33 protein-coding genes and 1 other RNA gene are annotated in these 21,633 nt (G+C 65.1%); 33 read left to right on the forward strand and 1 reads right to left on the reverse strand.

Features of this window, described 5'->3' with window-relative positions; all coding sequences use genetic code 11:
* The first annotated feature begins 35 nt into the window (after positions 1-35).
* From ASG62_RS24510 to ASG62_RS24570, 17 genes are all read left to right on the forward strand, one after another.
* The gene (locus ASG62_RS24510; RefSeq protein WP_082537411.1) at positions 36-1,082 is read left to right on the forward strand and encodes a site-specific DNA-methyltransferase; all 1,047 of its coding nucleotides are present in this window, start codon (positions 36-38) and stop codon (positions 1,080-1,082) included.
* Positions 1,079-2,575: a replicative DNA helicase gene (locus tag ASG62_RS24515; protein ID WP_056697526.1), complete on the forward strand. Its 1,497-nt coding sequence runs from the start codon at positions 1,079-1,081 to the stop codon at positions 2,573-2,575. The genes ASG62_RS24510 and ASG62_RS24515 overlap by 4 nt, the downstream gene beginning before the upstream one ends.
* On the forward strand, positions 2,575-2,937 hold the full coding sequence (locus tag ASG62_RS24520; RefSeq protein ID WP_056697525.1) for a hypothetical protein: 363 nt from the start codon (positions 2,575-2,577) through the stop codon (positions 2,935-2,937). The genes ASG62_RS24515 and ASG62_RS24520 overlap by 1 nt, the downstream gene beginning before the upstream one ends.
* Positions 2,934-3,245: a hypothetical protein gene (locus ASG62_RS24525; protein WP_056697523.1), complete on the forward strand. Its 312-nt coding sequence runs from the start codon at positions 2,934-2,936 to the stop codon at positions 3,243-3,245. The genes ASG62_RS24520 and ASG62_RS24525 overlap by 4 nt, the downstream gene beginning before the upstream one ends.
* On the forward strand, positions 3,242-3,676 hold the full coding sequence (locus ASG62_RS24530) for a hypothetical protein (RefSeq protein ID WP_056697521.1): 435 nt from the start codon (positions 3,242-3,244) through the stop codon (positions 3,674-3,676). The genes ASG62_RS24525 and ASG62_RS24530 overlap by 4 nt, the downstream gene beginning before the upstream one ends.
* Positions 3,673-4,665 carry an HNH endonuclease signature motif containing protein gene (locus tag ASG62_RS26050; RefSeq protein WP_082537400.1) on the forward strand — a complete coding sequence of 331 codons (993 nt, stop codon included), beginning with the start codon at positions 3,673-3,675 and terminating at the stop codon, positions 4,663-4,665. Before ASG62_RS24530 ends, ASG62_RS26050 begins: the two co-directional genes overlap by 4 nt.
* 20 nt (positions 4,666-4,685) lie before the next feature.
* Positions 4,686-4,963, forward strand: a transfer-messenger RNA (tmRNA) gene (gene ssrA / locus ASG62_RS26055).
* Between the two features lie 52 nt (positions 4,964-5,015).
* The gene (locus ASG62_RS26880) at positions 5,016-5,231 is read left to right on the forward strand and encodes a hypothetical protein (RefSeq protein ID WP_156382353.1); all 216 of its coding nucleotides are present in this window, start codon (positions 5,016-5,018) and stop codon (positions 5,229-5,231) included.
* Positions 5,232-5,308: 77 nt separating this feature from the next.
* Positions 5,309-5,536: a hypothetical protein gene (locus tag ASG62_RS24535; protein WP_056697519.1), complete on the forward strand. Its 228-nt coding sequence runs from the start codon at positions 5,309-5,311 to the stop codon at positions 5,534-5,536.
* A gap of 10 nt (positions 5,537-5,546) precedes the next feature.
* Positions 5,547-5,774, forward strand: a complete 228-nt coding sequence (locus ASG62_RS24540) for a hypothetical protein (RefSeq protein WP_056697516.1) — start codon at positions 5,547-5,549, stop codon at positions 5,772-5,774.
* A 35-nt stretch (positions 5,775-5,809) separates the two neighbouring features.
* Complete coding sequence (locus ASG62_RS27905; protein ID WP_274532638.1) at positions 5,810-5,944, forward strand: hypothetical protein; 135 nt, start codon at positions 5,810-5,812, stop codon at positions 5,942-5,944.
* Positions 5,916-6,401, forward strand: coding sequence for a terminase small subunit (locus tag ASG62_RS24545; RefSeq protein WP_082537399.1), 486 nt, complete (start codon positions 5,916-5,918; stop codon positions 6,399-6,401). The genes ASG62_RS27905 and ASG62_RS24545 overlap by 29 nt, the downstream gene beginning before the upstream one ends.
* Entirely contained in the window at positions 6,352-7,821 is a 1,470-nt protein-coding gene (gene terL / locus ASG62_RS24550) for a phage terminase large subunit (protein WP_056697512.1), read from the forward strand. Before ASG62_RS24545 ends, terL begins: the two co-directional genes overlap by 50 nt.
* Positions 7,822-7,829: 8 nt before the next feature.
* The gene (locus tag ASG62_RS24555; protein WP_056697510.1) at positions 7,830-9,647 is read left to right on the forward strand and encodes an anti-CBASS protein Acb1 family protein; all 1,818 of its coding nucleotides are present in this window, start codon (positions 7,830-7,832) and stop codon (positions 9,645-9,647) included.
* Positions 9,644-9,886 carry a hypothetical protein gene (locus ASG62_RS24560; protein ID WP_056697508.1) on the forward strand — a complete coding sequence of 81 codons (243 nt, stop codon included), beginning with the start codon at positions 9,644-9,646 and terminating at the stop codon, positions 9,884-9,886. The genes ASG62_RS24555 and ASG62_RS24560 overlap by 4 nt, the downstream gene beginning before the upstream one ends.
* On the forward strand, positions 9,879-10,112 hold the full coding sequence (locus tag ASG62_RS24565; protein ID WP_056697505.1) for a hypothetical protein: 234 nt from the start codon (positions 9,879-9,881) through the stop codon (positions 10,110-10,112). The genes ASG62_RS24560 and ASG62_RS24565 overlap by 8 nt, the downstream gene beginning before the upstream one ends.
* 10 nt (positions 10,113-10,122) lie before the next feature.
* Entirely contained in the window at positions 10,123-10,953 is an 831-nt protein-coding gene (locus ASG62_RS24570) for a phage minor head protein (RefSeq protein ID WP_056697502.1), read from the forward strand.
* Here ASG62_RS24570 and ASG62_RS24575 read toward each other — a convergent pair.
* On the reverse strand, positions 10,926-11,177 hold the full coding sequence (locus ASG62_RS24575; protein ID WP_056697500.1) for a hypothetical protein: 252 nt from the start codon (positions 11,175-11,177) through the stop codon (positions 10,926-10,928). The two genes, ASG62_RS24570 and ASG62_RS24575, sit on opposite strands and share 28 nt — an antisense overlap.
* 36 nt (positions 11,178-11,213) lie before the next feature.
* On the opposite strand from ASG62_RS24575, the gene ASG62_RS24580 reads away from it, so the two are divergent.
* From ASG62_RS24580 to ASG62_RS24650, 16 genes are all read left to right on the forward strand, one after another.
* Complete coding sequence (locus ASG62_RS24580; RefSeq protein ID WP_056697498.1) at positions 11,214-12,356, forward strand: DUF2213 domain-containing protein; 1,143 nt, start codon at positions 11,214-11,216, stop codon at positions 12,354-12,356.
* Between the two features lie 14 nt (positions 12,357-12,370).
* Complete coding sequence (locus tag ASG62_RS24585) at positions 12,371-12,850, forward strand: hypothetical protein (protein ID WP_056697496.1); 480 nt, start codon at positions 12,371-12,373, stop codon at positions 12,848-12,850.
* 2 nt (positions 12,851-12,852) lie between these two features.
* Complete coding sequence (locus ASG62_RS24590) at positions 12,853-13,830, forward strand: DUF2184 domain-containing protein (RefSeq protein ID WP_056697494.1); 978 nt, start codon at positions 12,853-12,855, stop codon at positions 13,828-13,830.
* 12 nt (positions 13,831-13,842) lie between these two features.
* Entirely contained in the window at positions 13,843-14,370 is a 528-nt protein-coding gene (locus tag ASG62_RS24595) for a hypothetical protein (protein WP_056697492.1), read from the forward strand.
* Positions 14,371-14,721: 351 nt separating this feature from the next.
* Entirely contained in the window at positions 14,722-16,035 is a 1,314-nt protein-coding gene (locus ASG62_RS24600) for a hypothetical protein (protein WP_156382354.1), read from the forward strand.
* 155 nt (positions 16,036-16,190) lie between these two features.
* Complete coding sequence (locus ASG62_RS24605; RefSeq protein WP_156382355.1) at positions 16,191-16,802, forward strand: hypothetical protein; 612 nt, start codon at positions 16,191-16,193, stop codon at positions 16,800-16,802.
* 215 nt (positions 16,803-17,017) lie between these two features.
* On the forward strand, positions 17,018-17,224 hold the full coding sequence (locus ASG62_RS24610) for a hypothetical protein (RefSeq protein ID WP_056697485.1): 207 nt from the start codon (positions 17,018-17,020) through the stop codon (positions 17,222-17,224).
* The gene (locus ASG62_RS24615; protein WP_056697484.1) at positions 17,224-17,622 is read left to right on the forward strand and encodes a DUF4054 domain-containing protein; all 399 of its coding nucleotides are present in this window, start codon (positions 17,224-17,226) and stop codon (positions 17,620-17,622) included. Before ASG62_RS24610 ends, ASG62_RS24615 begins: the two co-directional genes overlap by 1 nt.
* A complete protein-coding gene (locus tag ASG62_RS24620) occupies positions 17,622-18,101 on the forward strand; it encodes a hypothetical protein (RefSeq protein WP_056697482.1) in 480 nt (159 codons plus the stop codon). The genes ASG62_RS24615 and ASG62_RS24620 overlap by 1 nt, the downstream gene beginning before the upstream one ends.
* On the forward strand, positions 18,091-18,426 hold the full coding sequence (locus tag ASG62_RS24625; protein ID WP_056697480.1) for a head-tail adaptor protein: 336 nt from the start codon (positions 18,091-18,093) through the stop codon (positions 18,424-18,426). Before ASG62_RS24620 ends, ASG62_RS24625 begins: the two co-directional genes overlap by 11 nt.
* The gene (locus ASG62_RS24630; RefSeq protein WP_056697478.1) at positions 18,423-18,914 is read left to right on the forward strand and encodes an LIC_12616 family protein; all 492 of its coding nucleotides are present in this window, start codon (positions 18,423-18,425) and stop codon (positions 18,912-18,914) included. Before ASG62_RS24625 ends, ASG62_RS24630 begins: the two co-directional genes overlap by 4 nt.
* A 45-nt stretch (positions 18,915-18,959) precedes the next feature.
* The gene (locus tag ASG62_RS24635) at positions 18,960-20,123 is read left to right on the forward strand and encodes a DUF3383 family protein (protein WP_056697475.1); all 1,164 of its coding nucleotides are present in this window, start codon (positions 18,960-18,962) and stop codon (positions 20,121-20,123) included.
* A gap of 9 nt (positions 20,124-20,132) precedes the next feature.
* Positions 20,133-20,564 carry a phage structural protein gene (locus ASG62_RS24640; RefSeq protein WP_413814232.1) on the forward strand — a complete coding sequence of 144 codons (432 nt, stop codon included), beginning with the start codon at positions 20,133-20,135 and terminating at the stop codon, positions 20,562-20,564.
* Positions 20,565-20,570: 6 nt separating this feature from the next.
* Positions 20,571-21,011 (forward strand): phage tail assembly chaperone, encoded by a 441-nt coding sequence (locus ASG62_RS24645; protein WP_056697471.1) that lies wholly within the window; start codon positions 20,571-20,573, stop codon positions 21,009-21,011.
* 44 nt (positions 21,012-21,055) lie between these two features.
* Positions 21,056-21,202, forward strand: a complete 147-nt coding sequence (locus ASG62_RS27350; protein WP_164470483.1) for a hypothetical protein — start codon at positions 21,056-21,058, stop codon at positions 21,200-21,202.
* Between the two features lie 31 nt (positions 21,203-21,233).
* Positions 21,234-21,620 (forward strand): hypothetical protein, encoded by a 387-nt coding sequence (locus ASG62_RS24650; protein ID WP_056697469.1) that lies wholly within the window; start codon positions 21,234-21,236, stop codon positions 21,618-21,620.
* Positions 21,621-21,633: the final 13 nt, after the last annotated feature.

The following is a 21,633-nucleotide window of genomic DNA, read 5'->3' on the forward strand; positions in this document are numbered from 1 at the left end:
TTCATCTGGGCGATGTGCGGGAGCGGCTCGCCCTCATGCCCGAAGGTTCGATCGACTGTGTCGTGACCTCGCCGCCTTACTTCGGCCTTCGCGATTACGGGATGCTTGGTCAGATCGGAATGGAAGCTACGCCTGCTGAGTTCGTCGCGGCACTGGTCCAGGTGTTCCGGCAGGTGCGTCGCGTCCTGAAAGCCGATGGATCACTCTGGCTGAACATCGGCGACAGCTATGCGGGATCGTGGGGCGCGCAGTCTCGAGGAGATGACACGCCCGGCACCTTGGAAGGTGGGTCGATGATCTCGGCGCGCCAGATTGCCGCTCACCCAAGAGGGCAGTCCGGGACAGGATCGCTCAAGCGCACGCCCGGATTGAAGCCGAAAGACCTCATGATGATTCCGGCGCGCGTCGCGATCGCCCTTCAGGATGACGGCTGGTATCTGCGGCAAGACATCATCTGGCACAAGCCGAACCCGATGCCGGAGAGCGTACGCGATCGCTGCACCAAGGCGCATGAGTATGTCTTCCTCCTCACCAAGTCGCCTCGTTATTTCTACGATGCTGACGCAATCGCAGAGGGCCTCGCGCCAGCTTCGGTCGGTCGTCTCGCGCAGGTAGGTCTCGCATCTCAGGCAGGTTCTTCTCGCGTCCCTGGTAAGGCGAATGGGGCCATGAAGGCAGTCGCGGGCGGAAGAAAGCGTGGCGTTCCTCCTCGCCATGCTTCCTACGAAAGCAGCGATCAGTCGGGCCTTGATGACGTTGGCCGCGGCTATCGCAATAAGCGATCCGTCTGGTCGATCTCAACGCAGCCGTTCTCTGATGCGCATTTCGCCACCATGGCGCCGGAGCTTGCGGAGACGTGCATCCTCGCCGGCTGCCCGAAGGGCGGCACCGTTCTCGACCCGTTTGGCGGCGCAGGCACTACCGCTCTGGTCGCGCTACGCCATGGCCGTAAGGCCGAGCTGATCGAGTTGAACCCCGACTACGCGGCAATGGCGCGGCGCCGGATCGAGACGGAATGGCGGGTATCGATTCCATCTGTAGGCTCCGACTTCGGGCCCCTTTTTTCGGAGTCCGCAGCATGAACGCGCTCACCCCCATCGACTTCGACGGCGCGGTCAACATCGAGGCCGAGCAGGCGCTTCTCGGCGCGATCCTCGTGAACAACGAAGCTCTGGCGCCTGTGCTGGAGGTCGGCTTCGAGGCCCGGTTCTTCGAGGAGGCGATCCACCGCGACATCTTCACCGCGGCGAGCTCGCTCATCACGTCGGGCCGGAAGGCCGATCCGGTGACGCTCCGCCCGTTCCTGCCGGTCGATGCGGAGATCGGCGACACGAACCTCGGCGGCTACCTCATGCGTCTTTGTGCCGAGGCCGTCACCGTCCTGCATGCTCGCGACTATGCCCTGGCGGTGCTCGACGCCTATGCCGCGCGGGTCGCTGCCCAGACGCTCGACCGCTACATCGAAGAGTTCGTCCGGCGCGATCCGGCGAAGGGCATCACCGATATCATCTCCAGGCTCGAGGACGATCTCGGCGGCATCCGCGCGCTCTCGCCCGCGATGAAGGCCCGCGAATCCATGAGCGGCGTGATGGACGCATTCCTGCGCCGGCTGAACGAAGGCCGGACGAAGGGGGGGCGGGTCATCCCGTTCCCGCTCGGCGAGATCGCGGACGTTCTCCAGGAGGACGGGTTTCAGGTCGGCAACCTCTACGGCCTCCTGGGCTCGTCAGGGGAAGGCAAGACGTCGCTGATGCTCCAGTGCGTCCGCGCCGCGGCCGACGCTGGCAACCCGGTCCTGCTCCTCTCCTACGACCAGACTTTCGAGCAGGTCGCTCGGCAGATGATTTCGCAACAGACCGGCATCTCGGTCTCGCAGATGCTCCGGCACAATCCCGGCAAGTCCGAGACGCTGAACCGGAAGGAGATCGACCTCATCACCGAGGCCGGCGTCGACCTGCAGGAACTCCCGATCCAGGTCCGCAAGCTCCACAATCAGAAGATCGGCGGCATCCTCTCCATCGCCCGCAACTGGACGAAAACGATCCGCAAGGGCCGGCAGCCGAATGGTGAGCCCTGGGGCTCGCCGCTCATCATCCTCGACCACAACCGCAAGGTCACGCCCGAGGATCCGAAGGCGCACGAGGGCCGCATCGCCGGCGCAGTGAACGGTGCCGGGAAGGCGATGGCCGAGGAGTTGGGCGCCGCGGTGCTCTTCCTCAACCAGCGCAACGGCAAGGGCGCGGATCGGTACGTGCCCCGGCCGATCGCAGCGGACCTCTTCGGCGGAGAGCAGGCGCGCGAGGACTATGACGCGATCCTCTACATCTACAGGCCCGAGCGCTGGCGCGACGAGCAACTGAGCGTCGCCAAGGACCAGAAGCAGGCCGACGAGATCCGCCGGCGCTTCATGCTCCGATCCTCATGGGAGGACACGCCTCGCGATCCCGAGGGCATGGCCGAGATCGGCGCCATCAAAGTCCGATACGGCGCCGGCGGCGTCCGGTCCGAGCTGAAGTTCGAAGGCCGATACACCCGCTACGCCAGCACACGCCAGACCGAGCCGGAGCTGTTCTGATGACCGACACATCCCGTCCCGAGGTCAGATCCTTCCCGTGGGCCCGAGGCTATCAGGGCCAGTTCAAGATGCCCGGCGGCGGCTGGAAGTTCGTGCGCATCCCCGGCACGAAGGAGGCGCAGGTCTTCCCGACATCCGAGGCGGCGAAGGATGCCGCGACCAAGTTGGTGTTTCAATTCATGTGCCCGCCGATTGTCTCGGAGCGGGTGGAGGAAGTCGATCTGTTTGCGAAGGGCGTAACGGCAGCGGTCCTGGAGTTCAAAGCGGGCCAGCAGCGCCAGCGCGTCGAGGACCGGAAGGTGTTCGCCCGGGCCGGCCAGAAGCCCGTCATCGTCCAGACAAAGCGGAGCCGCCTCGCATGAGCCGCGAAGTCCTGCCCCACCGCCGCCCGTCCGAGAACGAAGAGATCGTGTTCGCCGGCATGCCGATCTCCGTCACCTTCGGCTACACCGATGATGCCCGGATCACCGAGGTCTTCATGTCCACCCGCAAGGTCGGGACCATGATGGACATCGCCGTCCGCGATCTGGCCGTCACCATCTCGCTCGCGCTTCAGTATGGCGTCACACCGACGGTGCTGGAGCGCTCGCTCACCGCTGACGAGAGCGGCAAGCCGGAAGGCCTCGCTGGCAAGATTGTCGCCATGATCCGGGAGCGTGCCGTCGCATGACCAACGCCAAGAGCCATCTAGACCAGTTCCTAGACGGCATTGGCGTTCGCCTGGTGCCGGTGGCACGCCGGCGCCGCGGTGCCCAGAGCCACGCCCGGGCCACCATGCGCGAGATCCTGAACGATCACGGCGGCGATCACCTCGCGCTCGTGCTCCGCTTCATCCGCGACAGCGAGGGGAACAAGGGCGCGCTTTGGTCCGAGACCATCGGCGCCGTGTCGGACATCCTCCTGCAGCGTCCAGACTGGGCGGAGAGGCCGTCCGACGTCTTCGCCGCACTCGACACCATCGATCTGAACGACGCGCGCCGTGAGGCCGTCCTGCGCCGCCCTTGGCCGGTCCGACAAACCCTCCGCGCCTACCTCTACCGTGACCTGCAGCGCGCGCTCGACGCCCGCATTGATCAAGACCTTCTCGGAGCTGCCGCATGAAAATGATCACCCAATCTGAGCTCATGCAGCTCTTTTCATACGATCCTTCCACCGGAGACTTCACGCGGCTTTCCCGTATTCGACGGCATCAAGCCGGCGAGACTGCCGGTTGGACCGATGATCGAGGCTATCGGCGCATCAAGATTGATGGGCGAAACCACTTCGCGCACCGTTTGGCATGGCTTTACGTCCATGGGACGCTCCCAACTCAAATCGATCACATCAACCAGGACACTGGCGATAATCGGATTGCCAATCTGCGTGACGCGACCCATGCTCTTAACCAGAGGAACAAGCGCAATTCGTCGTTGTATCGACCGCCATCAACCATGCGGCCATGGAGCTTCGAGGAAGAGGCAATCCTCGCGCCGCTGATCATTTTGGCAAAGGCCCGCTTTGTTGAGGCTGCAGACACGTTCGCTCATCTCGGACCCGAGTACACCGGTCCATCTCTGATGCGATCAGTCTGGCCCACGTATGCCTCAACAACTCTGGGCGGGCATGACGTTGGCTACGGCGGGAATGGTCAGAGGGTGATCTACCGGCCAAATTCAGCAGCAGTCTCCAGAGCGGAGGAGGTTGTCAGCCAATGGGTTCCGACGATCCGTCAGCAAGACGACAGAGTGCTAGCTGGAGCCTGGGCTCAGTGTCTTGCCGCACCTCGGATTGCGGGGTCTTGGCGTTCATATTGTCGGGAGAAGAGACTAAATCGAACCACCGCAGACAGACACGTTTTCAGTGCATTCCATAGTGTTGCTGTAGGCTTATCGAAAAACTCTCAAATGTTGCACGAGCCTGATTGGGTTCGGCTAGTGCCAAGGTTCCCAATCTCGGGTACTGACATTGATATGGTCGCAGAACGTGTGACAGAGCGCGCCAACCACTGGCGAGCCGACGACGCAAAGCCGACCAGCCAGCCCGACATGCGCGATACCTCGTGGGCCGAAGGGCAGAACGAGATGCGGCGTCGTCGGGTGGCGAACGGATAGCAGATCGGCCTCCGCATAGGGCCGTTGGCGATGAGCGTAATCCGGACAAAGCGGAACAAGGTCGGACGCGGGGGCAGCGCCCGCCGCCTCCACCAAGACCACACCGGCCAGTGCGGGACACCCGTTTAAGGCCCAAGCCTCTGATCAAGGTCACTCCCTAAGATAGGTGGGAGAGCTGCGAATCCGGTGTGGTCTTGATGGGGGCGAAACAGGATCGACGGCCTAGGGAAGTGGCGAACGCGCTCGGGAATGGCTCCACCCTCATCGGGCCGAACGGAAAGCTGTCAACGACAACTCTCCCCACTCGGGTCTCGCCCTCGCGGCGTGATGTCTGACGGGCCGCCGGCGCCTTGGAACAGAAGCCCGGCACCGATCGCAGCAGCAGGAATGCGCAGATGGAAGATCGCGCCTACTTCACGACAGAGGGCGAGCGGCTGGAGGTCGTTGCGTTCGCTGACGAGGACATGATGGAATGCCCGGAAGAGGGCGCCTTCTACGCCATCGCCAACATGCCAGACGGAGCGCTTGAAGCCGTCGAAATCATTGAGCGGCCTCGCGCCCACTAACCGCCGCCCCATTCCATTACTCGCCCGCCGGAGAAATCCGAGCGGGCTTTTCTATGCCCGGCGCGGAGGGATACCCCATGGCATCCAAGCGGCGGCTCCGGCGGAAGTCCTGCACCTCCAAGGTCCGGCACGAGACAGAAGGCAGCGCCTGGGGCGTGGTTCGCAACCTGATCCGCAAAGGCAAGGGTGACGGCCTGCGCGCCTATCGGTGCGGGAACTGCAGCGGCTGGCATGTCGGCCACCCAATCGGCAGCGGCAACAGCGGGCTTCTGATCGCCTGCCGCTCTGCTCGCCCTCATCACTGATCGGAAAACCATGCGCCTCTCTGGCAACCTGCTGCCCTTCATCGGCCGCGTCATCAGCCCCTGCGATGCAAACGGCATCCCGGCCATGACGGACGAAGAGGCGGGTGAAGCTCACTTCGAGACGACCGCGCTATGCCTGGCATGGTTCGGCCGGGTGATCATGATCGGCATTGGCGCCGTAGGGCCCCGGGCGGTCGATCCTGACAACCCGAGGGCCTATCTCGCCGGAAACCTCTGATGCCGCCCTGCCGATCCTGTGAAGAGCGCCGGCGCATGCTCTCCGACGCCAAGGCCAAGGACGGCATCAAGGGTATGGTGCGAGCCATCCCAGCTGTCGGGCGGCATCTGATGGCGAACCCGCCGAAGCTGAAGGACGACGATGCCAGCGCTCAGCAACGCGAAGCATGAGGCATTCGCTCGTGCGCTCGCAAAGGGCTCCAGCGCGGTCGACGCATATGCCAAGGCGGGATATGCCCCAAACAGGTCCCACGCCTCCCGGCTGGTCGCAAATGGTAACGTGCGGAAGCGGGTGTCCGAACTGCAGCGCGACGCCGCCGGACGAGCCAAGGTGACAATCCAGAGCATCGCCGACCAACTCGACGAGGACCGCGCCTTCGCTCGTCTCCAGGGGCAGGCCAAGGCAGCGATCGACGCGACCATGAACAAGGCAAAGCTCCTCGGCCTCTACAGCGAGCGTCGTGAGGTGTCCGGCCCTGGCGGGGGCCCCATCCAGACCGTGGACCTGACGAACCTCTCCGATGACCAGCTTACCGCCCTCGAAGATATCTTCGGCCCGCTTGCCGCCGGCGCCGATGATGATGAGGATGCTGCGAGCGGAGAGGGCGAGGCGGACCCAACAGGCTGAGCGCGACCGCGTCGCAAAGGACGCCGAACGTATCCGGGCCAAGTGCCAGACGCTCTCCGGGTTCGTCCGCGAGGCCTGGCATGTGCTGGAGCCCACAGCGAAATACACCCACGGCTGGCACATCGACGCCATCTGCGCGCATCTGGAAGCGGTGACCGACGGCCGGATCAACCGGCTTCTGATCAACGTGCCGCCGGGCTCATCGAAATCCCTGCTCGTCTCTGTGATGTGGCAGGCGTGGGAATGGGGCCCGCGCGGGCTTTCCTCGCTCCGCTACCTTACCACCTCCTTCAACGATGGCCCGGTGAAGCGCGACACGCGCAAGTGCCGCGACCTGATGCTGTCGGACTGGTATCGGTCGCTTTGGCCCGAGGTCGAGCTGAACCGCACCGGCGAGACGTCGTTCTCGAACACGAAGACCGGCACGCGAGAAGGCGTCCCGTTCGGTTCCCTGACGTCGCAGCGTGGCGACCGGCTGGTGATCGACGATCCGCACTCGACCGAGACCGCGGAATCGGCAGCCGATCGCCTCGCCACGACCCGCAAGTTCCGAGAGGGCGCGCAGAACCGCCTCAACGATCAAGAGCGCTCGGCCATCGTGGTCATCATGCAGCGCCTTCACGAAGAGGACGTGTCGGGCGTCATCGCCAAAGTCGGGATGGAATACGTCCACCTGATGCTGCCGATGGAGTTCGAGCCGGAGCGGGTCTGCACCACAGAGATCGGGTTCACGGACCCGCGCAAGCACGAGGGCGATCTCCTTGACCCCGTCAGGTTCGGGCCTGAGGCGGTCGCCAAGCTCAAGCGCGACATGGGCAGTTATGCCTATGCCGGCCAGTACCAACAGCGCCCGGCACCCCGCGCAGGCGGCATGTTCCAGCGCGGCGATTTCGAGATCGTTGATGCAGTCCCGGCCGGCGCAGTGCGCTGCAGGGCTTGGGATTTCGCCGCCAGCACGCCAAAGCCGGGCAAGCAGCCCGATTGGACCGTGGGGCTGCGCATGGCCTACGTCGATGGGCTCTTCTTCGTGGAGGATGTCCGGCGGGATCGCTGGTCGCCGGCCGACGTCGAACGCAACCTGAAGAACATCGCCACCCAAGACGGGCAGATGGTCCGCATACGGATGCCGCAGGATCCTGGCGCCGCCGGCAAGTCAGACGCTCATACGAAGGTCAAGATCCTCGCCGGCTACGACGTGAAGGTTGTCCCGCCGACAGGTGAGAAGGCTCTCCGCGCCAAGCCGGCATCAGCACAGACCGAGGCAGGGAACGTCAGGCTGCTTCGAGGGCCTTGGAACGACGCCTTCCTCGATGAGGTCTGCTCGTTTCCGAATTCGCAGTTCGACGATCAGGTGGACGCCTTCGCCGACGCTCTAAACGAGCTCGCGCTCGGGTCCAGCTACACCCTCGCCAACCTCTAGGACCGTCGATGCGCATCCCGTTCCTGGACAGCCTGACCAATCTCATCACAGGGATGGGCGGGTCGAAGGAAAAGGGCGCGTCCACAGTCTATGCCTTCGTGCCGATGCAGGCTGGCGAGCTGGATGCGGCCTATCGCGGGTCTTGGCTGCCCAGGAAAGTCGTCGACATCCCGGCGATGGACATGTGCCGCGCATGGCGCGCATGGCAGGCCGACGACGACCAGATCGAGAAGCTGGAGGCTGAGGAGAAGCGCCTCGACGTGCAGCGGAAGGTGCTGGAGGCGAAGACCAAGGCGCGGCTCTACGGCGGCGCGGCGATCGTGATCAGCGATGGTTCGCAGCTGCCGGGCGAGGAGCTTCGGCCGGAGCGAATGCAGCGCGGCAAGATCGAGTTCCTGACGGTGATGACGCCGCAGCATCTCACAGCGGGCGAGATCGATCGCGATCCGCTGTCGCGCACGTTCGGCCAGCCGCGGTTCTACACGATCCAGGGCGCCACAGGCACTCAGGTCAAGGTCCACGCCTCGCGTGTGGTCCGGTTCCTCGGTAACCCGGTTCCTGACGATGCTCATGTCCTGCACCAAGGCTGGGGCGACAGCATCCTCGAGACCGTCAGCCGCGCGCTGAAGGACGCGGAATCGGCAGCCGGCAACATCGCGGAGATGACGCACGAGGCCAAGCTCGACGTGGTCCGCATCCCGAACTTGATGGCCTTCGCGTCTCAGCCCGAATACGAGGCTCGGTTCCTCCGCCGCATGACCCTGGCCGGCATGGCGAAGGGCATCCACAACATGCTCATCCTCGACAAGGAGGAGGAGTGGGAGACCAAGCAGCTGTCTTTCGCGACGCTGCCCGAGGTGCTGGACCGCTTCCTGCAGATCGCTTCAGGCGCGGCCGACATCCCCGCCACGCGCCTTCTGGGCCAGTCGCCGGCCGGCATGAACGCCACCGGGGAATCGGACCTGATCAACTACTACGATCGGATCAGCGCGGGGCAGAACCTTGAACTCGGCCCGGCCCTGTCGATCCTCGACGAATGCCTGATCTGGTCCGCGCTCGGCAGCCGGCCGGCGGAGATCCACTACCGCTGGCTCCCGCTCTGGCAGCTGAGCGAGAAGGACAAGGCCGACGTCGGGCTGAAGAAGGCGCAGGCCTTCCAGATCGACGTCAACGGCGGGCTCTTCCCCGACAGCGCCATGTCCAAGGCTCGGCGCAATCAGCTGGTCGAGGACGGCACCTATCCGGGGCTCGAGGCGGCGCTCGACGAGGCTGCGGCGGAAGGCGACGAGATCGACTTCTCCGCCAAGGCTGCAGAGCCCGAGGTCGACCCGGCCGAGACGGCATCCATCCTGCGCATGCGGGCCGCTGCGAACGATGCGGCGCCCGCCACGCTCTACGTGCACCGCAAGGTGAAGAACGGCGCGGAGATCATCGCCTGGGCCAAGCGGCAGGGCTTCACCTCCACGCTGGAGGCGTCTGACCTTCACGTCACCATCGCCTTCTCACGCCAACCCGTCGACTGGATGGCCGTTGGCGAGACATGGGAGAGCGAGATCAAGATCGCTGCTGGCGGACCGCGCCTCATGGAGCAGTTCGGCGAGGCGACCGTGCTTCTCATCTCCTCGCGCTCGCTGAAGTGGCGACATGAGGAGATCATCGCGGCGGGCGCGTCGTGGGATCATCCCGAGTACCAGCCGCACATCACGATCAGCTACGGCGGGGCACCGGCGGACCTGACGAAGGTGCAGGCCTACCAGGGCGAGATCGTGCTCGGGCCGGAGATCTTCGAGCCGCTTGACGAGGACTGGAAGGCGAAGGTGACATGACGCTGGTGATCGCTGGAATGCGCGTCCCTTCGAACTTCCATGTCTTTCTGAACGGAGAAGCTGTCGCTGACTGTGTGGAGGCAGACGATATTGCCGGTTACGTCATAGTGACCCCTCGTGATGAGCGCGGGCGCTTGATTATCGAAGGCGAGTGCTACGCTCAACAGCGTAAGACGGGCCGCGTCGAGTTCAGCGTACCGCTCAGCACGCCTGCGCCCCACTTGGTCGAGCATGGCTGACGTCGTCGCCTTCACCGGCATCACGAAGCTCGACACGGACCCGGATCGGGTTCTCGCAGAAGCGGCGGATAAGCTCGAAGGGGTGGTCATTTGCGGCGTCGGCAAGGACGGAGACCTCTACTTCGCATCGTCATTCGCCGATGGCGCTGACGTGCTGTGGTGGATGCGCCGTGCCGAGCATGCGCTGATGAAGATCACCGACGCTCTGGAGAGCGGCGAAAGCTGACGGGGCTGGAATGCAGACCTTCAACCTCGCCCGCCTCGCTGCCGCCAAGACCCGCCGCGCCTCCGTCACGCTCCCGCCGATCGTGGACAGCGGCGGGGCGCAGAAGGAATATCTCCGCGCAGAGCGGGCCATGCTGCGGGCTCTGGCGGCGCGGACCATGTCCGACGTTGTCCCGCAGGTGGAAGCCGAGATCGCCCGCCAGAGGTCAGCCCTGACGCAGGACGCGCTCTTCTCGGGCATGTTCGAGACGCTGAAAGATCTGGCCGTCACGCTCGGCATCATCGCGGAGGGCACGGTCAGCCGCATCCTTGGGCTTGAGGCCGGCCGCCACACCGAGAAGTGGAAGGCCTCTGTCCGGTCCACGCTGGGCATCGACATCGCTGCGGTCGTCTCGCAGGAGGACTTGGGCGACAAGCTGCAGGACGCGGTGGGGCGCAACGCCTCGCTGATCAAGAGCCTCGCCAGCGACACCGTCGCGAAGGTGGAGCGGGCCGCCTATGACGCGGTGCTGCAGGGCCAGACGGCCAAGCAGTTCCGCGAGCGCCTGACGGAGGAGTTCGGGGTCGCCGATCGCCGCGCCAAGGTCATCGCGCGGGATCAGGTCGCCAAGCTGACAAGCGATCTCAACCGCTTTCGGCATGTGCAGGCCGGCGTCACGTCTTACGCCTGGAGCACGTCGCACGACGAGCGGGTGAGGGCGCGGCACAAGGCTCTTGAGGGCAAGGAATACGAATACGGGAAGCCGACGGACGCTGAGAACGGCTTGCCACCTGGGCAGCCTATCCAGTGCCGGTGCGTTGCGCGCGGGATCGTCTACTTCGACGGTGAGCGCTTCGACTGAGGCAGGGGCAGCGTGTGGCTGGGGCGAGGGCCCTTGCCGAGCAGCGACATGAACGTGTCGAGCTCCTTCATCCCGCCGATATGCGCGATGTCGTTGATGCGAAGGCCGGCCTGCAGATCGTCCATCTGCACCTGCAGCCGTCGCACATGGTTCGCCAGGTCGGACAGCCGGCAGTTCTGATCCAAGAGGATCTGCTTCAGCTCTCGGAATTGCTCGTCGTTCATGGGCGGCGACGATAGCCGCGATCAAGGACATCGCCAATGAAATTCACCGACGCTGCACCGATCGCGGACACGCGACGGACGGCAGACGGCTATCTCGTCGCGGACGCGCGCATCGTGCGCACCGGCATCCAGGCCTACACCGGCGCGGAGGTCGGCAAGCCCGATCTCGCCATCGTCCGGGTCTACCGGCCCGAGGCGGAGGTCTTCGACGCCAAGAGCCTCGCCTCCTTCAGCCATGTCCCGATCACGAACGACCATCCGACGGTCGCGGTCACGGCCGACAACTGGAAAGACCTGGCAGTCGGGGAGACCAGCGGCGAGGTTCTTCGCGACGGTCACCGCCTGCGCATTCCCCTGATCGTCAAGGATGCCTCCGCCATCGCGTCGATCGAGGGCGGGAAGCGCGAGCTTTCCGCCGGATACACCTGCGACCTCGCTTTCGAGAGCGGCAAGACCGCCGACGGCGAGTCCTACGACGCCATCCAGAAGAACATCCGGGCCAACCACGTCGCGATCGTCGCGCGAGGGCGGGCGGGTGCCGAATGCCGCATCGGCGATGCTGCCGGCGGACCATGGGGCGCCGCCCCGATCAACGATGCCAATCACTCACAGGAGGGCCGTATGGCCGATGCTCTGCGCAAGGTGATGGTCGACGGGCTGCAGGTCGAGACGACCGACGCGGGCGCCGCTGCCATCGAGAAGATCACGAAGGACAAGCAGGCGGTCGAGACCCGTCTCTCGGATGCCGAGAAGGCGCACGTCACCGCGCTCGCGGCCAAGGATGCCGAACTCGCCAAGAAGGACGCCGCGATCGACGATCTGAAGGGGAAGGTGCTGTCCGACGCCGATCTCGACAAGCGCGTCCAGGACCGCGCGCTGCTCGTCACGGTCGCCGGCATGATCGCCAAGGACGTGAAGACCGCGGGCCTCTCGGATGCTGCGATCAAGAAGGCCGTCGTCGTCGCCAAGCTCGGGGATGCCGCAGTGGCCGGCAAGTCCGACGCCTACTTCGACGCGCGTTTCGACATCCTCGCGGAGGACGCCGCCAAGGCCGACCCGCTGCGCGATGCACTGCTCGGCCAGCCGCAGCCCGTCACCGACGCTGCCGTTCCCGAAGCTGCCTGGAAGGCGATGGTCGCCGACATGCAGGCCGCGTCCCGTCCCTCCAAGGCCGCCTGAAGGAGACCCTGATCATGGCAACGCTTCAGACCACCTATGGCGGCACGCCTCCGAAGGGCCTCAAGGGCCAGATCGCGAACGAGGAGAGCTGCAACAAGATCAGCCGCTCCGTCGAGAACGCGGCCGGCATCAAGTTCGGCCAGCCCGTCCAGCGTGGCGCCGGCGATCATGGCGTCGTCCCGTTCGCGGCCGGCGGCAAGTTCATGGGCTTCGCGGTCCTGAACCCGGCGGTCCCGCCCGTTTCGCCCGGCGCCACGCTGGTCGACGGCTACCCGCAGTTCTTCACCGGCGCCTTCATGACCCGCGGTCAGATGTACCACGTCGCCGGCGGCACCGTCGCGGACGGCGATCCCGTCTACTACGACACGGTCAATGACCGGGTGGTGGCGGCGGCTGGCACGGGCATCGTCGGCCCGTTCCCCGAGACCTTCTTCGACACCTCCGGCGCGGCCGGTGCCGTCGTCGAGTTCAGCACCAAGAACCGGAGCGCCTGATCATGAACATGCAACGCCAGGCCTTCGCAGACGCGCAGGCAGCGTACCCCTTCGTCCTCGCGCAGGGGCGCAACATCGAGACGCGGATCTATCAGCGCCGCTACCCGACCTTCAACTACGCGGCCCATGTGCCCGTGGTCACGGAAGGCAACGAGTGGGCGATCGGAACCACGTTCTTCACGATCGACACCGCGGGCGAGGCCAAGTTCCTCTCCGGCGCCGGCACCGACATGCCGTTCAACCAGGCGACCCGCGATCAGGCGAGCCAGGACTTCGCCATGATCGGCTCCGGCTGGGAATGGAACATTGAGGAGGTCAATCAGGCGGCCCTTTACGGGATCAACCTGAACGACACGAAGGCGATCTCCGCGGCGGACAAGGTCGAGCGCCTGCTCAACTCCGTTGCCATGGTTGGCGCCGCCGAGAAGGGCTGGACCGGCTTCGCGAACAACCCGCTGGTGACGCGCATCGATGTTCCTGCCAACGGCACGGGCTCGTCTCGGCTCTGGTCTACCAAGACGGTCGATCTGATTCTGAACGACATCAACAACCTGCTCGCCAGCATCCGCAGCAACACAGCTGAAACGGAGTGGGCGGACAGCGTGCGTCTGCCGCCGGATGCCTTCCGGCTGCTCTCGACCATCCGCGTCGGCTCCGGTGACTTCCTCATCAGCGGGCTCGAGTATCTGCAGAAGGGGAACATCTACACGGCCGAGACCGGACAGGCGCTCGACATCAAGCCGCTTCGTGAACTCGGCGCAGCCGGCGCCGGCGGCACGGGCCGGATGGTCGCTTACCGCAAGGACCCGGAGGTTCTGCGCTTCCATCTCCCGATGCCGCGGCGGGTTCTGCCGACCCGTCAGAAGTCCATCATGGGCTTCGAGACCGGCATCATCGCGCGCACCGGTGGCACGGAAGTCCGTCTCCCCGGCGCCATGGCCTACGCGGACGGTATGTCGCCGGCCCCGAGCGTTCAGTAAGGAGCGGCGGACGTGAAGATCACGAACAACTCCAAGGCCCTGCAGGGCATTCATACGGCAGACGGTGGTGTTGCGTATCTCGCGCCGGGCGAGACGCGCGAACTCAGCGTCTTCAAGCGCGACAAGAAGGCGATCGACGACGCACCGTTCCTTACCGCCGAAGGAGACTACGCGCCGAATCCTGACGAGCCGCCGCAGCCTCCTGAGACAAGCAAGGTGGAGCCAGAAGCGATCCTCGCGGCAATCGCCAGCCTGCGAGAGGACGTTTTCAGCAGGGTGGACGCTTTGAACGGTGTCGTTGAGAACTTGGGTGCGCGGTTGATCGCATCCCAAGAGACTTCGGAGAACGGCTCGGCTCCGAACACCGGTGCCCCAGCCACGAGCGTCTATGCGGTCGTCGGCAAGGCTGGCGGCTGGAACGTCGTGACGAAGGATGGCGTGCCCGTCACTAAGTCCCTCCGCGACGAGGCGGTGAAGGACTTCGACGCCAAGTCCGAAGACGACAAGGCCTCCTTCGTCGAGGCCAACAAGCCCGACTGACGCGATGGCGGGCAGCCGGTACCATCCCCGCTGCCCGCATCCCTCTGACCTTCCACAACCCGCAACCGGCGGGCGCTTTCGTGCGCATTGGAGAAGTGAATGGCCCGGTCCTCTCGCATGCGGCTGATGCGTCCGATCAATGGCGGGCCGAATGCGCCTATTCCAGGCTCGTTCTCCCCTGGCGCGGGTGGTGGGGTTGTTCCCGTCCTGCCGACGCCGGTTCTTTTGGAAGCCTTCGAGAGCCTCACCGGCTTCACCATCGGCGGCAATCCCGTCTCCTCGATCGACGCGACGACCAAACTTCGCGGCGCCGGCGCGATCCGGCTGGAAGGGCGCGGCACCGGCACGACGATGACGCTGACGAAGTCGGAGGGCACGATCGACCTCGCAGCCGACGACGTTCTGGTCTGGGCGACCCACGTCGAGAAGCCCACGATCGACGCTTATGCAGCCAACATTCAGATCGAGCGCGGCGGTAACGGCACCTATTACGGGCCTGGCGCGGCGGGCGGGCGGCCCGCCATGCTCTACAACGGCAACCTCGGCACGACGGGCTTTCGGTTCGAGGCTGCAACGGTTCCCGAGTTCGGCTGCGCTCTCGGCCCCGCAGTCACGAACGTCCGTGCCCGCGACGACTTCGGCGTGACCGGCATTGGCACGGGCCTCAACCCGGTCATTCGTCACGCTGGCCTGTGGAAGACTAAGGCGTTCCCAGGCACGGTCGTCCTGACCAATGACGATGCCATGGCGAGCTTTCTTGCTAACGTCGCGCCCGCACTGGACGCCGCCGGCATCCCAATGTCGCACTATCTGCCGTGGGAACAGGTTGAGGCTGGCGCCGCGGGCAAGGCATCGAAGGCCACATATCAGGCTCGCTACGCCAAGGGCGACGACATCTGCCTCGACGGCCATCCCCTCGACCAGTCGGTCACGACCTATGCCAATCCCGATGCTTGGCTCGCCAAGATGGCGGAAGGCGACCAGTGGCTTGTGAACAACGGGTGGACGCGCGGCCGGGGCCACACGACGTTTCCGAACGCCGACAAGGCGATCCTGCCAGCGACGAAGATCGTTGCCGCCGTCACCGCAAACGGCACGACCACGCTGGCCGTCACGAGCAAAAGCGCCGGCACCATCGCCAACGGTCAGAGCGTTTACGGCTACCTCGTTCCCGCGGGCACGGTCGTCGTAAATGCCGCGGATCAGGCCAATCCGATCCTGAACAATCCGATCCCCGCCGGCACGCCGAAGGTGACGTTCATCGACGAGACCGGCGTCTGGGCCGTTGGTCAGGCGCAGGCCAAGCTCGCCGCGTCCAAGTTCTGGAAGTCCGCGACCACGGGCGTTCGAGGCTCGGGGCAGGACAATGTCATGTTCACCCGCTTCGGGGTTCCGCAGCCGTTTGACCTCTGGCGCAAGTCGCACACCGACCTGAGCTGGGCTGCGGCACAGCCCGAATACGATCGCGTCGTGGCGACGGGCGGCACGCTGATCCCGCTGTTCCACGGTTCTTATGCGGGCGCTACGGGTCTCGACACGCCGCCTGAGTTCTTCACGGCCGGCATGATCCCGTGGGCTGCCCCGCTGGTTGCTGCCGGCAAGCTGCAGTTCCTGACGCTGTCGCAGTGGTGGGCGCGCGACGGCGGCGCGACGGTGCCGGCCTGATGGCCGACATCAAGCCCATCGTCTGGCACAGGGACGAAGAGCCGATCGAGGAGAACGGGCACAAAGGCCGCTTCATCCTGCCGCGCCCGCAACGGGATCGATGCTCGACGCGCTTTCCGGCGCCTCCGCGCGGCCCTATCGTTCGGGACTTCTCCGTGCGCTTCGGCGACTGCTCGGCCAACGAGGCCGCGCAATACGCCGCGAACCTGAACGAGGCGCCGCAACGCGCCATGGCGGGCTACGACGACGACCAGTACGACCGACGCCGCTTCGACAAGATGCTCCGCGCCGCGACGATGCTCAACCTCCTGCCGGACGCGCCGCAGTTCCTGCCCGTCCTTCAGCCGGGCTGGCCCTGGTGGGAGATCTTGATCCAGTGGAATGTCAAGCCGCTGCTTCTTGGCGGTCGCTGGCGTTCCCCGTCCGCTGCTGTCGGCCGCAAGCGCACCGTGGCCGGCGAGTTCCTGATCTTCGACCTCCGCTGCGATCCAGGCGACCCGAAAGAGCAGGGCAAAGAGATCATCCTGCCGATGATCCCCATCGGCCGCGAACAGTATCATTTGGAGATCATGTTCCTGGACGGTCGCGGCGGCACCGGCTTCTTCCAGGCCAAGCTGAACGGCAAGGTCGTCTGCGAGTATTGCGGCCCGCTCGGCTATGCCGGCTACGGCCAACCCTACTTGGCGCACGGCATCTACCGTTCGCCGAACTCGCGAGGTCTCACGACTGTCCGGTACGAAGGTCTAGTCGAGGGCATCGCGGCGTAGCTCCCTGGGGCACCGTATCAAGTGCGGTCGCGCCGCGCAGAGTGCTGGTGGGGAACTGCGCGGCGCTCTTGCGGACCGAGGGTCTCCATCCGCTGATGTTTTCTAGCTGAACGCGATGTCACGTCAACGACTACCAACCGCCACCCCTGCATCATCTGCGGGCTATCCGCTGCCTCCATTCCGTTCCCGACCTGCCACGCCCGTAAGGAGCCCCCATGGCCTCGACCAACATCACGAACAAGCATGAGGACGCGCTGACCGTCGGCGGCGTGACAATCCAGCCAGGCCGGACGGCGGCGGTGCCCGACTTCGATATCGCATCCCAGCCCGAACCGATCGCGACATGGGTGAAGCTCGGTCTCCTCGTGGATGCCGATGCCAAGCCGGCGGCCGAAGAGCCCAAGGGCAAGGCGAAGGACTGATGCCCTACGTCGCCCCGACGCTCGCAGAGTTCCGGGCGCGCTATGCCGAGTTCGCTCCGGTCGGTGACGCGCTCGTGCAGGCGGTGCTCATTGAGGCGCAGGCGTCCGTCTCTACCTCGTGGGTCGAGCGCGACTATGTCCCGGCCATCTTGCTTCTGACGGCGCACCTCCTCCTGTCTGAGGACGCGATCCAGAAGGCGCAGGGCTCGGTCTCTTACGGCGATTATGCCGGCCCGATCACGAAGGAGAAGGTCGGGGAGGTCGAGGTCAGCTATGGCGGGGGCACAGCGGCCTCGTCAGGTGCGTCCGGCGGCTCGGACGACTATTCGTCCACGGAATACGGCAAGCGCTTCCTGAGGCTCCTACGGCTGAACTTCGCCGGGCCGATGGTGGCCTGATGTTCACGGCGCGGGTGGATCGAAACCAGAAGCTGGATGTCGCTAAGATCGCCGCGCTCCTCAAGGGCCCGACGAAGGTCAAGGTCGGCTTCCCGGCTGGCAAGGTCGAGAGCGATATTGTCCAGCGCGCGGTCTGGAACGAGTTCGGTACGCGCGGCGGTGCCTCTGGCGGCGGCTGGGGCGGACCGGTGCCGGAGCGGCCCTTCATGCGCAACACGATGCGCGCGAAAAGAGGGAAGTATCAGAAGTCGATGGCGGCCGGGGCCAGAGCGATCCTTCGCGGCTCGACGGCGATCGGAGAGGTGCTGCGCGGTCTGGGTGTTTCCGCTCAAGGCGACATGCAGCATGAGATTTCAACCCTCACCAGTCCTCCAAACAGCCCGGTCACGATCAAGCTGAAGGGCGCCGGCAAGAAGCCTCTGATCGACGAGGGCGACATGAGGACGAGGCTGACCTTCATGGTGGACGATGGCGCTTGATGTCTCTGCCGCTTTCAATTCGCGCCTGACCACCGCGGCGACGCACGAGCGCGACGTCGGTGGTGGATACGATGCCGACGGCTATGCCGTGCCAGGCACGACGCAGACGACTGCGATCCGTGCATCCATTCAGCCGCTCTCGGCCAAGGAATTCGACAACATGCCGGAGGGCCTTCGCGACGAGGCCCAGGCAAAGGTCTTCACCCGGTTCCCGCTCGAGCCCGCCGATCGCATCATCACAGGGGAGCGCTACAAGGTGCTGTCCGTGGATGATTGGCAGCCTCTCGGCGGATATAGCCGAGCCATCCTCGGGGCGCTGCGATGACGGAGAAGGAAGTCCGTGACGCGGTGCGCGCCTGGATCGCCAGCCTCATGGGCATCACCGTCATCCAGTCCTATCAAGGGCAGAAGGAGCCGGCTGAGCCCTACGGCGTCCTAAACCTGATGCTGGCGGACAGCGTGCGCGAGCTGCCAGCCGCCATGGAGATTACGTCGGTCGGCGCCGGCGAGAACGAGGTCTTCACCCAGACCACCGCGCACGAATGGTTCTGGCGCTTCTCCGTCAACGTCTATGGCGGGGAAGGCAAGACACTCCTACGCCAGATCAAAACGGCGCAGTTCTTCGCGAGCACGGCGGAGACGCTGCGCCCGCTGACGCTCTTCGAAACCAGCGCCATCCGCGACGCGGCCGAGATCCTCAACGAGGAATGGCGGGCCCGCGCGCAGATGGACATCGAGATCCGCGGCATCGTCCGCGACGGCGTGACAGTCGACGTGGTCGACGTGGCGCCGGTCCAGATCACCAAGGCCTGAAGCCTATCCATCGCGGCCGGCGTGCGCGCCATACGAGAGGACGCCATGACAGTCCCCATTTCAAGATTTGTGAACGTGCAGGTCACGCGCAAGGACCGCTTCGCTGCGATCGAGGGCTTCGGCGTCGCCTTGCTCCTCCAGTCGAAAGCCGTGACCGGCTCGCTCGACGCCACGCGCCGGACGAAGGTCTATGGCGCGATCGAGGAGGTGGCAGTCGACTTCGTCCCGACCGACGCTTTCTACATCGCCGCCGAACAGGCGTTCGCGCAGCGCCCGCGTCCGCTCCAGATCAAGGCTGGCTTCGTCAGCCTCACGGCCTACACCGCTGCGGCCACGCCGACGCTGAAGAAGGCTGCGTTTAAGACCGAGCTCGACGCCATCCAGGACTTCGATGAGCAGTGGTACTGGTCCGATGTCGAGGCCACGCTCCGCGACAGCCCGGCGGCGCAAGGCCTCATCGAATGGGTGCAGGCGCGCCGCAAGATCGCGTCCATCACGTCGAACGACGCCGGCATCGAGGATCTCGCGAACACCACGAACATCGCCGCGGTGAACAAGACCAGCGGCTTCGACCGGACGCGCATCTTCTACCACACCGACGCGGCCAAATACCCCGGCTTTGCCAACGCCGCCAAGCTCGGCAGCTACAACTTCGACGAGGAGGGCGCCGGCTACACCGCCAAGTTCAAGGCAGTCGAGGGGCTCGCCCCGCTCAACAAGCGATCCTCGGTCGTTCAGGCCATCACCGGATTCGTGCCGGCGCTCGGGCGCAATCCGGCCGCCGGACATCTCGCGGATACCTATGTCGACACCAAGGGCATCAGCCTGGTGGTGGAAGGCGGCACGCTGAACAAGGACGTCTTCATCGACGAGGTGCACGCCTGCGACTGGCTGGCCGCTCGGATGGAGGAGGAGGTGTTCAACGCGATGCTCGCGAACAAGCGCATCGCCATGGACAACCCCCGAGGCATGGCGATCCTCGCCGGCGCCTGTGAGGCTGTCATGGTGCGCGCAGATCGCGCCGGCATCGTCGCCCGGTATCTCGACACGAACGGCGACATTCAGCCGTCCTTCATCGTGACGCCCGGCGACGTCAACGCGATCTCCGCGGCCCAGCGCAAGCAGCGCATCGCGCCGGCCACCGACGTCACCTTCCGCTATGCCGGCGCGGTCCATTACGCGACCGTCAACATCTCCGTGGAGTTCTAAACGATGGGCGTGTCCAACCTTCAGACCTCCTACAGCTTCGGCAATGTCACCGCGACACTGAACGGGCGCGAGGTCATCGGCCTCTGGGATGGTGACGACTGCATCACTGTCGAGGAGGGCGCCGATATCGGGTCCGGCATTGTCGGCGCCGACGGCTCCACGATCTTCTCTCAGATGGTCGATCGCTCGGCGACGATCACGCTCCGAGTCCAGCACCGCTCGCCCATCCATGCGCAGCTGGTCCGCCAGCTCGAGGCGCAGCGTGCCGGGGCTCTCGACGGCATCCCGTTCACGGTGCGCGATACCGATTCCAACGAGGGCGGCGCCTGCGATAAGGCGCTGATCCGCCAGGCGCCCGGCACCGGCATGGGCAAGCAGGCGACGGTTCGGACCTGGGTGCTCTGGACCGGAAACTACATGACCCGCGTGCCGAAGGAGTAAGCCGACATGGCCGAGAAGAAGATTGCGGGCCGGCTGTTCCGGGTCGACCAGCCGCTTGCGACCGAGGCGCTTCAGCTTCAGTTCCGCGTCATGAACATGCTCCAGGGATCGACCGACGACCTGCGCAAGGTGTTCGGTGCGATGTCCGGCGCAGAAGATGCGGAGTCGGCAAAGAGCATCGGCGCCGGGGAATCGGCGCTGGCGACCATCGCCATCCTCAGCCGGCTTAAACCGCGCGAAGGCACACAGTTCGTGGCCGACGTCGTCGCGATGGCGAAAATCAAAGGCGAGAATGGCGCCTTCGAGCCAGCGGACGTGGATACCGAGTTCTCGACCGATCCGACCGGCCTCTACGAGCTCGTCGGATTCGTGCTGAAGACCGTGCTCGGCCCTTTTATCTCCGGCCTCGCGGGCAGTATGAGCCTCGCGATCAAGGCCGGTCGCTAAGCGAGGCGCAGGTCAAGCGGATCGCGCCAACCGTCAGCGGGAAGATGCTGCTCTACCGGCCCATCATGGCGGAGCCGCCGGCTTACACGCTGGCAGATCTGCGATCATGGGTGACGCTCGATGACGTTCTGGACGCGAACGAGATGCTCGACCTGAAGGCGGCCATGGCGGAGAAGGCGAGGGAGAAGTAAGAAGGGCGCCACACCTGAGACGGAGCATGTGATGATCGCTCGGATTGCAGCTACAGTTCTGATGCTCGCGGTTGGCGCGGTGACGCCGGTTACCGCAGCGCCTGTGAAGACGATTCCAAGCTTGGACTTCATGGTCGAAGCGCCGAAGTTAATCGGACAACGGGTCAGGATCGAAAACCAGCGGGTTGACGGCCTCAGCTTTCAGGGCGGGTTCCTTCGGCTTTCTGGTGGATCGGCGCTCTTGCAAGGCCCCTGGTCCGATCGCGAGGACTTCCGGCGGCTGATTCCGGCGTGCGAAAAACAGTGGTTCGACAAGCCAGAAGACGAGGCCGCTTGCGTCGTAACCATCGAGGGCACGGTGAAAGCGCCTAGCGGCGATTACCCGGTCCTGACGGACGTCGACTTCATCTTTCCCTGAGAGCGGCATCAAG

This window comes from Aureimonas sp. Leaf427 (assembly GCF_001425485.1).
Taxonomy (GTDB): domain Bacteria; phylum Pseudomonadota; class Alphaproteobacteria; order Rhizobiales; family Rhizobiaceae; genus Plantimonas.